General features: G+C 70.6%; 8 protein-coding genes and 1 pseudogene. 6 read left to right on the forward strand and 3 right to left on the reverse strand.

Going from position 1 to position 9,187, the window contains the following annotated elements:
• Positions 1 to 443: 443 nt before the first annotated feature.
• Positions 444 to 890: pseudogene (gene rsgA / locus AB0N07_RS37935) on the reverse strand (GTPase RsgA); the annotation flags it as partial.
• Between the two features lie 665 nt (positions 891 to 1,555).
• On the reverse strand, positions 1,556 to 1,936 hold the full coding sequence (locus AB0N07_RS37940; protein ID WP_365843207.1) for an ArsR family transcriptional regulator: 381 nt from the start codon (positions 1,934 to 1,936) through the stop codon (positions 1,556 to 1,558).
• A 97-nt stretch (positions 1,937 to 2,033) separates the two neighbouring features.
• Between AB0N07_RS37940 and AB0N07_RS37945 the strand changes: the two genes are divergently transcribed.
• A complete protein-coding gene (locus AB0N07_RS37945) occupies positions 2,034 to 3,302 on the forward strand; it encodes an MFS transporter (RefSeq protein ID WP_365843209.1) in 1,269 nt (422 codons plus the stop codon).
• Positions 3,303 to 3,388: 86 nt separating this feature from the next.
• Here the strand turns inward: AB0N07_RS37945 and AB0N07_RS37950 are convergent, their stop codons facing one another.
• Complete coding sequence (locus AB0N07_RS37950) at positions 3,389 to 4,042, reverse strand: ScbR family autoregulator-binding transcription factor (protein WP_365843211.1); 654 nt, start codon at positions 4,040 to 4,042, stop codon at positions 3,389 to 3,391.
• A 206-nt stretch (positions 4,043 to 4,248) separates the two neighbouring features.
• Here AB0N07_RS37950 and AB0N07_RS37955 point away from each other — a divergent pair, with 206 nt between their 5' ends.
• The 5 genes from AB0N07_RS37955 to AB0N07_RS37975 all read left to right on the forward strand — a co-directional run bounded on the left by AB0N07_RS37955 (position 4,249) and on the right by AB0N07_RS37975 (position 9,036).
• The gene (locus AB0N07_RS37955; RefSeq protein WP_365843213.1) at positions 4,249 to 5,268 is read left to right on the forward strand and encodes a ScbA/BarX family gamma-butyrolactone biosynthesis protein; all 1,020 of its coding nucleotides are present in this window, start codon (positions 4,249 to 4,251) and stop codon (positions 5,266 to 5,268) included.
• Positions 5,262 to 6,395, forward strand: coding sequence for an oxidoreductase (locus AB0N07_RS37960; protein ID WP_365843215.1), 1,134 nt, complete (start codon positions 5,262 to 5,264; stop codon positions 6,393 to 6,395). The genes AB0N07_RS37955 and AB0N07_RS37960 overlap by 7 nt, the downstream gene beginning before the upstream one ends.
• Entirely contained in the window at positions 6,380 to 7,153 is a 774-nt protein-coding gene (locus AB0N07_RS37965) for an HAD-IB family hydrolase (RefSeq protein WP_365843217.1), read from the forward strand. Before AB0N07_RS37960 ends, AB0N07_RS37965 begins: the two co-directional genes overlap by 16 nt.
• 83 nt (positions 7,154 to 7,236) lie before the next feature.
• A complete protein-coding gene (locus tag AB0N07_RS37970) occupies positions 7,237 to 7,848 on the forward strand; it encodes a TetR/AcrR family transcriptional regulator (protein ID WP_365843219.1) in 612 nt (203 codons plus the stop codon).
• A 159-nt stretch (positions 7,849 to 8,007) separates the two neighbouring features.
• Complete coding sequence (locus tag AB0N07_RS37975; protein ID WP_365843221.1) at positions 8,008 to 9,036, forward strand: LysR family transcriptional regulator; 1,029 nt, start codon at positions 8,008 to 8,010, stop codon at positions 9,034 to 9,036.
• The last annotated feature ends 151 nt before the right edge of the window (positions 9,037 to 9,187 follow it).

Here is a 9,187-nt window from a genome sequence, read left to right on the forward strand (position 1 = left end):
TCGATCACAGCTTGGCCCACTCGCAAGCACCGTGAACACTCCATCGCCAACAGGGAGTTGACCCGAAGGCCACACCCAAGGATCCGCGGTTCGCCGCGCCACGCACCAGGTACGGGGCCGGCCCCGCAATTCCATGCAGTAAGGCATGGCGGCGATCTCGGCAAGGCCGACTGCACCGGGTACGCCATCGAGAAACAAGACGACACCGAACGGTCGGCGGCCCGCGACCCTCCCGCTGACATGGGAACCGATGGGCAGCGCGGAGACGGTCGCCGGCCAGCTCCGCTCTACGGCATCCGAGGTCGGCACGTGGGAGGTGTCCGGCCGACTGAACTCTGGCATTGGCCAGTCGTCGCCAGAGCAGCGGACGCTGTCGACGGCATCCATCCGCCAAGCAGCGAGCCTGCACGCTCTCCAAGCGCGCTTCACCGCTGCGCAGTCCCGCCGCTCTCCCAGGCGAGGGCCAGGAAGCGTTCGATGCGTCCGAGGTCGAGTTCGACGGCCAGGGACACGGCGACGATCGCGTGGTCGACGTTGGCGGCGAGGATCTGCCCCTCGGACCGTTTGGAGGAGGTGGAGCGCACGAAGGCGGTACGGCGCGGCAGATACGTCCGTACGTAGCGGGGGTTGCCGCCGGGTTCGACGGCGACCCAGTCGCCGGTGCACACGACCCGCATCGGGTCGTGCGGGGTGACGAACGCGGTGTCGGCCCGCAGGACGCCGTCGGCGGTGACCACGTCGCACTGGCCGCGGTCGACACGTACGACACGGCCGGGCAGGAGACCCTGCTCGGCATACGGAGCGAACTCCGCTTCCCATCCCTCGTCCCAGCCGTACAGGGCCAGAGGACGCGACGAAGCAGAGGAAGCCGAAGGAGAAGAGAGATTCAAGGGAAACCCTTCACAGGGGCAGTCCCGGCCGCGCGCAATCACAGGCGCGAAGAAACAGGAAAGGTCAGCCGGAGACCACGGAGGTGGAGTGGACGAGCTTCTGGTTGCGGGCAGGGCCCGTCACAGAGACAGCCATCAGTCACACCTCCCGTTTCTCACTCAGCAGACAGCGACAGCCAAGAGCCGCCGCGCGAAGCAGTCCTCACTCTAAGGCGGTACACACTCGAGGGCCACCGACTTTCGCTCCCGGATCCACACGCTCTCGCCGAAGTCCCCTACGGAGAAGCAGATTTCACCCAGGCCGGCTCCTCGCGCTCGCCTTTGTCGACTTCGGCTGATTCACCCGGTCGCGCACCGCGGCCTCGGTCAGGTCGAAGTCCTTGGCGACCTGACCGACCGGGGGTTCTCCAGTCCGCGGGCACGAAGACGCTGGAATCCACACAGCAGCCCCGACCAGTAAGGCACACGCACAGTCACCCCCTATCAGGACGGGGCCTGCAGATCGGGCCGGGGCACCCACCAGTTCGTCGGAGATGGCTGTCCGACGGCGTCCAAACACCGCCTCACCCCCTGGCGGCGAAGCCGGGCAGCCTTGCGCGTCACCGACGCCGTAGGACTCCTCAGCCTTGCGGGTGAGCGCAACCCATGGACGCCGTTTCATCGACTCAGGGCTCGTCCGACACCCAGGCGGCCACCAGCTCCAAGAGGCCGGGGAACCGCGCGTTGAGGTCGTCGACGCGGACGTGGCTGCGGCGTTCCAGGCCGTACTGGCGCTGCCGTGTGATGCCGGCCTCGCGCAGGGCCTTGAAGTGATGCGTGAGTGTGGACTTGGGGCGATCGAGGCCGAACCAGCCGCACGAGTGGTCGAACTGCTCGGATTCCAGGAGGAGTTTGCGCACGATACGCAGGCGCAGGGGATCGCTCAGCGCACCCAGCACTGTCTCCAGGCGCAGGTCCTCGACCGCCGGCTCGGGCAGTGGTCCCGGCAGCCCCGCGGGTTCCGGCAGCACCTTGAACGCCGGCACCGACCCCACCGTCGAAGGCATAAGCAACTCCCTATAGCCCGAATCCTATGTACGACTCCAATCGTACTGCATGCTAAGTTCGACTTGACTCGTACTGAGCTCGCTGGAGGGAGCGGTCATGTCAGAAAGTCGAACGGTGCCTGTGCAGGCGGTGGGCGAGCAGCAGCACCCCGAGGTGGGTGAGCGATCGCGGGCGAGCGTCCCGCCGAGTCCCACCTGGTGGGTGTGGCTGGCCGCGTGGCCGGTGACCGCGGTCTTCGTCCTCTCCAACGCGGCGACCCCGCTCTACGTGCTGTGGCAGCACGACATCGGCTTCTCCAAGGGCACCCTGACCGTGGTGTTCGCCTTCTACATCGTCGGCCTGATCGGCTCCCTGCTCGTCTCCGGCATCGTGTCCGACCGGCTCGGGCGCAAACCCGTACTGCTGCCCGCACTCGGGCTCGCCCTGGCCGCCTGCCTCATCTTCGCGACCGCCACCAGCGTGGCCGCACTGATCGTGGCCCGGCTGTTCACCGGCATCGCGGTGGGTGCCGTGGTCTCCGCGGGCATGGCGGCCGTGACGGACGTCGCGGGCCAGGACCGCAAGCGGCTCGCGGCCCTGCTCGCCTCCTGCGCGATGGTCTTCGGGGCCGGTCTCGGCCCGCTGCTCGCCGGCATCCTGTCGGAGACGCTTCCCGCGCCGACGGTCACCGTCTTCGTCGTCGAGGCGGCACTCCTGGCCACCGCCGCCTTCGCCGTCCTGCGCATGCCGGTACGGCGTCCCACGGCGCCCGCCAAGGGCGCCTGGGTGCGCGTGCCCGGCGTACCGCACGGCAACGGTCTGCAACTCACCCTCGGCATCGCAGTGTTCGCGCCCGGAATCACCGCGACGTCCTTCGTGCTCTCGCTCGGCCCGTCGCTGCTGTCCGGCCTGCTCGGCACCACCAGCCGGATCGTCGCCGGAGCCATGGCGTTCGCCATGTTCATCACCGCCACCGGAGTGCAGTTCGCGGTCCAGAAGCTGGCCAGGCCCACGATCCTCACCGCCGGCGCGGTGAGCACCACCCTCAGCATGGCCACGCTCATCGTCGCCGTGCACACCTCCTCGGTCGCGGCGCTCATCGCCTCCGCGCTGCTGGCCGGCGCCGGCCAGGGCATGGGCCAGCTCGGCGGCCTCTCCCTGCTCAACCACTCCGTACCGCCAGAGCGCCTCGCCGAGGCCAACGCCGCGCTCAACGTGGGCGGTTACATCCCGGCGGGTCTGCTGCCCGTGTCGGCCGGCTACCTCAGCGATGCCGTGGGTCTGACCACGGGCTCGACCATCTTCGGCACGGTCCTGCTGACCCTCGCGGTCGTGGGCGGCCTGGTGGTCGTGGCCACCCGGCACCGGGTGGCGAAGCCCGTGTGACGGCGCACGTCCTGGTGGCGCGCCACGGTCGAGGCCGCGGCGCGCCGCTGCGTGTCCACCGCGCGGACATCCGGCCGAAGGCGGCGTCACCGTGCCCGGATGGCGTGGAAGAGCAGCTCGCTCGACTCGGCCCAGCGCTCCACGACATCCGTCCTGCCGTGCAGCACGTCCGAGATGTGCTGCACGCCGAAGAACGCGGAGACCAGCGACCGCGCCGCCGCCTCGGGCGAGACACCGTCCCGGAGTTCACCCGTCTCCCGGGCGGCGACGAGCAGGGACGCGAGGAGTTCGGTCCAGTCGACGTACGGCGTCGGCAGCTCTGCGTCTATCTGCGGACGCTCGATCTGCAGCCGCGCCCCGGCCTGCACGATGACGTCGTCGCGGAACGACACGACGGCGCGCGCGAGCATCTGCACGGCGGTGTCCAGCGGTCCGAACCCCTCCGCCGCGACCTGCTCGAGGAGCAACGGCCATCGTGCGTAGTGCTCCTCGACCACGGCCACGGCGAGCGCCTCCTTGGTCGGGTAGTGGAAGTAGACGGCCCCCTTGGTCATCTCCACCCGGTCGGCGACGGCCTGGATCGACGTGTGGCGGAATCCCTGCGACGCGAACAGCTCCGAGGCCGCGGCCAGCACCAGTTGCTTGGTGCGCGCGGACCTGTCCTGTTTGGGGTCGGGTCCTCTTCTGGTGACGATCTTCTTGGGTACGAACACGGAATAGGCTGATTGCGGCTCCGGCATGGCTCAATTCCTCTGCGTGGGGCGACTCGGACGGGGTGGATCACGACGGGTTCGGCCTGGGCAGACCGTGCTGCCTCGGCCACGGTGACGCAAAATCGCTCTCGGCAAGATACCTTCCCGAAGGTATCTTTCCTTGGGTCGCTTCCCGTGGGGACGGGACGACAGCGGGCTGAACCCCGCTGCCGCGACTTGGGGAGGAAGAGAACGTGCACGCCGTACCATCGCCCACGCCCCCTTTCGACCGCAAGAGTTCCCCGGACCCATGGGGAAGGCTGCGCTTCGACCGTCGCGTTCCGCGCGAGACGGTGCACAAATCGGCCCTGGCGGAAGTACTCCTGTCGGATGCGGCACGTCTGGGGAGCGAGCGGTTCGCGGTCGGCGCCGCATGGCACCGCGACCACTTCCTGGGGCACCTCGGCGGCCCCGCGGCCGACTCCGTCCTGTTGGCCGAAACGGTTCGGCAGGCCGCCATCCACCTGTCGCACCGCTTCCTGGAGATCCCTCTGCACCGTCCGTTCGTCCTGAGCGAGCTGGCCGTGGACCTCGACGAGGCCCTGCCTCCGGTGGACGCCACGCCACTCGCCCTCGGCCTCGACGTGCATGCCCGGCGAACTGCGGGCAACCCCCGCCGTTCCCGCTTCGAACTGGACGCGGTGGTGCGGGCGGGGCACGGTCCGGTGGGACGCGCGCGGATGCGCTGGGAGGCCGTGGAACCGCGCCTCTACACGACGCTGCGCAAGCGCGGCGCGCCGGGCCCGGATACGACGCCCCCGCGGCAGCACGCCAGAGCCGTGCCCCTTCTGCCGTCCCGGGTGGGGCAACGGCACGGCCGCGACGTCCTGTTGGCCGCCGACGAGGCGCGGTCCGGCCGGTGGTGGCTGCGCCTGGACCTCGGCCACCCCGTGCTGTTCGACCACGAGTCGGACCACATACCGGGCATGGCCCTGCTGGAGGCCTTCCGGCAGGCGCTCGTCGTCACCACCGCTCAGGAGTACGGAACGAGGGCCCCGGACGCGGCACGGTGCGTCAGGTCGCTCGCCTCCGCGTTCACGTCGTTCGGCGAATTGGACCAGCCGGTGTCCATCACGGCGGAACGCGCCGCCGACGACGGACGGGACGAGGGCGTCGCGCTCGTCCTGCGGGCCGCGCAGGGCGACCGCGAACTCGCGTACGCCCGCGCGGCCTGCGCGGCGCCGTGCCGTCACCGTGCGGGTGCGGCATGCTGACCGCGGAGCGGGTGGACTTCGTACGGGCACGCGCCATAGGGGAGTTGACCGAGATCGCCCGCCGCGATCTGGGCACGACGGAGGAGCGGCGCAAACTCACCCCGGAGGTCGCCGCCGCGATCAGCCACGCCGGCTTTTCGCGCCACTTCGTGCCACGCCGGTGGGACGGAGCGGCTGGGCACTTCGCCTCGCTGGTGGCGGCCGCGGCGGCCGCGGCGGAGGGCTGCGCGTCCACGGCCTGGTGTGCCGCCCTCTTCGCCGCGCACGGGCGGCTGGCGGCCTATCTCCCGGCCGAGGGCCAGCGCGAGCTCTGGGGGCGGGGTCCGGACGTCCGGATCGCCGCCGCGGTCGTCCCGCCGCAGGGCACTGCGACGCCCCGGGACGACGGCTGGCTGCTCGCCGGCGAGTGGCGGCCGGCCAGCGGAGTCGACCACGCGGACTGGGTGCTGCTCGCCTCATGGACCCACGGCGACGCGGGCCGGGAACACCGGATCTTCGCCGTCCCCCGGTCGCAGGTGTCCGTGCTGGACACCTGGCGTTCCTCCGGTCTGCGCGGCACCGGAAGCAACACCGTGGTGGCCGACGGCGTGCCGGTTCCGGGCCACCGTTCGTTCACCCTGGACACCCTGCTCCACCCCCAGGCCGACGCGGCCCGCTGCCACAGCGTCCCGTACCCGATGGTCGCCGCGCTCATCTTCGCCGCCCCGCTCCTCGGCATCGCCCGCGGTGCGCTGCGCACCTGGACCGCCGAGCGCGCCGGTGCCGTAGCCCTGCATCCCGCGGCGCACACGGTGCTGGCCGGGACCTCGGCGCAGATCCATGCCGCAGAACTGCTTCTCGGCGGCGCCGCCGGACGGGCGGACCACGGCGAGATCACCCCGCTCGCGGTGGCCGAGAACCGCAGGGACGCCACAACGGCGGCCGCGCTGTGCCGCGAGGCCGTGGACACGCTCTTCCGAGCGTCCGGCCTGCGCGCGCAGTCCCCGGACAGTGCCGCTCAGCGCGCGTGGCGGGACGCGACGGCCGTTGCGGGTCACGGCGCGCTCGATCCCGACGCGGCGGCCCGGGCGTATACGGAGGCCGTGCTGGCGCCGACGGGAGGCGGCCCGACATGTCCGAACCCTTGAGACGCCCGCACGGCCATGACACCCAGGGAGCCGCTTTGCCCGGCGGGCGGGTCGTCGTCGCCTTCTTCGACGTCGACGAGACCCTGGTCGCCGTCAAGAGCATGCTCGACTTCTGGGACTTCTGGGCGGCTTCGGGAGCCTGGCCCGTCCCCGCCGACGTCCCCGACCTGGGGGCGCTCGCGATGGCGGGCGTGGATCGCACCACGCTGAACCGGGAGTACTACCGCCGTTTCGCCGGCGTCCCCGTCGTGACCCTGCGATCGGCGGCACGCAGTTGGTACGACACCCATCGTCGCGGTCCGCGGGCGTTCGTGACCGCCGGTGTCGAGGCCGTGCAGCGGCATCGGTCCCAAGGGCACAAGGTGGTACTGGTCTCGGGGTCCCTGGGTTCGCTCCTGGAGGCCGTGGCAGAGGATCTCGGCGCCGACGAAGTGCGGTGCGCCGAGCAGGTCGTCACGGCCGGCGGCCTCCTCACCGGAGAGGTGGACCGGCCGATGATCGGGCAGACCAAGGCCGACACGGTCCGGACCGTCCTGCGCGAGCGCGGGGCCAGGAGGGCGGACTGCTACGCGTACGGCGACCACGAGAGCGATCTCGCCATGCTCCGCGCCGTCGGACACCCGGTGGTGGTGGGCGGCTCCCCCGCCCTGGCCCGGGAGGCCGGTTCGGCAGGCTGGGCCGTGCTCCCCGGAGCACTCGGCCCGCGCGGTGGAGTCGCGCGGACCGGAGGACCCGTTCCGGCCTCGGGAAACGGCTGATGTACGGCCGACTTCCTCCTGGTCAAAACATTCCTTCCCGAGGGTATGTTTATGTCCTCATCGACACCGGAGGGCACACCCGCATGGTCAAACAGGAACGGGCACGGCGTACGCGAGAGAAGGTGCTGGACGCCGCGGCCGAGGAGTTCGCCGTTCAGGGCTACAGCAGGGCCACCCTCAACGCCGTGGCGGAGCGGACGGGGATGACGAAAGGAGCCCTCTACGGGCACTTCCCCTCCAAACGAGTTCTCGCCGGCGCCCTGCTGACCCAGTCCCAGGAGGTATGGGAGGAGATGCTGCTCGCACGGGACATGTCGGGGGTCGCCGCACGGACGGCGCTGGAGTCACTCGTCCTCGACCTCGCCCGTCGCCTGCGGGCGGACGTCAGGCTGCGGGCGGCGCTCCGGCTGGCCACCGACTGCCCGAACCTGGCGCACACCATGCCGGACGTCTTCGACGAGATACGGCGCGACCTGGTCGACCTCATCGACCGTGCCCAGCGGGAGGGCGGCATGGCGCCTCATCCACCCGAACTGGTCGCCCAGTTGCTGCTGGCGGCCATGCACGGCGCACTCCATGTGTCCTTCGGCTCCGCGGGATGCGGCGACACCTCGGCCTGGGAAGCGGTGTGGCGACTGCTGCTCGACGCGCTCTCCGGCGACCGCGATGCCGATCTGGATGTGCACGGGCGATGAGGGGTCGGTTGCGGGGCCGTTAAAAATACCCTCCCGAAGGTATTTTTCCGCCCATGCGTGCCATGCTGTGGCTGTCCCCGGTCTGCCGGGGACAGCCTCCGCCGGGCGGCAGACAGGCCACACGGTCTCAGGACGACACGATGTGACGGAGGGAAGCAGATGAGTGTGCTGGACGAAAGGGTCGGGGCGATCCCCCTGGGCCATGGGGGATCCGACGACACACTCGACGGTCCGGCCCACGACGGGGTGGGACGTGCCGTCACTCATGCCGAGCATGTCGACGACTTCGACATGCGCCATCTTCGATATTTCCTGACGGTGGTCCGCGCGGGAACCGTGTCCGGGGCCGCCCAGGAATTGCGGATATCACAACCGAGTCTGAGCCAGCAGATCAGGCGTCTGGAAAGGCGGATAGGCGCACCCCTATTCATTCGGAGTTCCCGGGGCGTCGAATTGACAGCGGGCGGCCGGGCCTTCCTAAAGGAAATCCAGGGTATTCCAGGCCAGCTCCGTTCGGCCATCGCCGCCGCCGCGCCGACACCCCTCGTCTGGCCGGTCGGGGTGTGCGGCGGAGCACCCGCCGAGGTGCTCGCCGAGGTGCAGAACGGCCTGACGGGCCAGGGCGCCCGCGAGGCCGGGCACGAGACGGGACCACGGCTGCGGATGCGCTCAGTGAGTGCGGCGGACCAACTGGAGCTGCTGCAGCACGGCGAGATCGCGTTCGGCATCGTCCGGCTCCCCGTCAACGCGCCGGGGCTCGTCCGGGCCGTGGTCTGGGACGAGCCACTCGGCGTCGTCATGCGTGCCGACCATCCCTTGGCCTCTCGACCACGGCCGACCTGGGCGGACCTCGCCACCCAACGGCTTCTCTGGTACGACGAGGGATGCGCACCGGGCTATGCGGACACCGTGCCGGCCCAGCTCGCGGCGCTCGGCTGGAACGCCGCGCTGCACCCGATCGACCAGGACCAGCAGGCCCTGTTCGTGCACGCGCTGCAGACCACGGCCGAACTCGTGGCCCTGCGTCCGCAGCTCGCCGTGCAGGGCGATCCGCAGCTCGTCTGGCGGCCGCTGCCCACCGAGTCGGCGCCGCGCGAGCGGCTCGCCGTGACCGCGCTCGGCGGCAGCCGGGCGGCCCGTTTCCTCGGCCGGGCGGCGGCGCGGCACGGCTGGCACTACCTCGCCTGACCCTTTATCACGCCTTTCCTGAAAACGGTCCTTCACAACGGTCGGGCGGCGGCCCCCGCCGCCCCGCCCCCCCCGATTGGGCGCCCCCCAGGGGGATGAAAAAATTAAACGGACCCCCCAAACAAACCGACCCCAAAAAAAACGGGGAAAA

The sequence above is a fragment of the Streptomyces sp. NPDC051172 genome, from assembly GCF_040682555.1.
In the GTDB taxonomy this organism is placed as follows: domain Bacteria; phylum Actinomycetota; class Actinomycetes; order Streptomycetales; family Streptomycetaceae; genus Streptomyces.

What these genes read in the sequence shown, in the direction of transcription:
- AB0N07_RS37940 (WP_365843207.1), bottom strand. Translation starts at nt 1,936, where the DNA reads ATGCCTTCGACGGTGGGGTCGGTGCCGGCGTTCAAGGTGCTGCCGGAA.
- AB0N07_RS37965 (WP_365843217.1), top strand. Translation starts at nt 6,380, where the DNA reads ATGTCCGAACCCTTGAGACGCCCGCACGGCCATGACACCCAGGGAGCC.
- AB0N07_RS37960 (WP_365843215.1), top strand. Translation starts at nt 5,262, where the DNA reads ATGCTGACCGCGGAGCGGGTGGACTTCGTACGGGCACGCGCCATAGGG.
- AB0N07_RS37945 (WP_365843209.1), top strand. Translation starts at nt 2,034, where the DNA reads ATGTCAGAAAGTCGAACGGTGCCTGTGCAGGCGGTGGGCGAGCAGCAG.
- AB0N07_RS37950 (WP_365843211.1), bottom strand. Translation starts at nt 4,042, where the DNA reads ATGCCGGAGCCGCAATCAGCCTATTCCGTGTTCGTACCCAAGAAGATC.
- AB0N07_RS37975 (WP_365843221.1), top strand. Translation starts at nt 8,008, where the DNA reads ATGAGTGTGCTGGACGAAAGGGTCGGGGCGATCCCCCTGGGCCATGGG.
- AB0N07_RS37970 (WP_365843219.1), top strand. Translation starts at nt 7,237, where the DNA reads ATGGTCAAACAGGAACGGGCACGGCGTACGCGAGAGAAGGTGCTGGAC.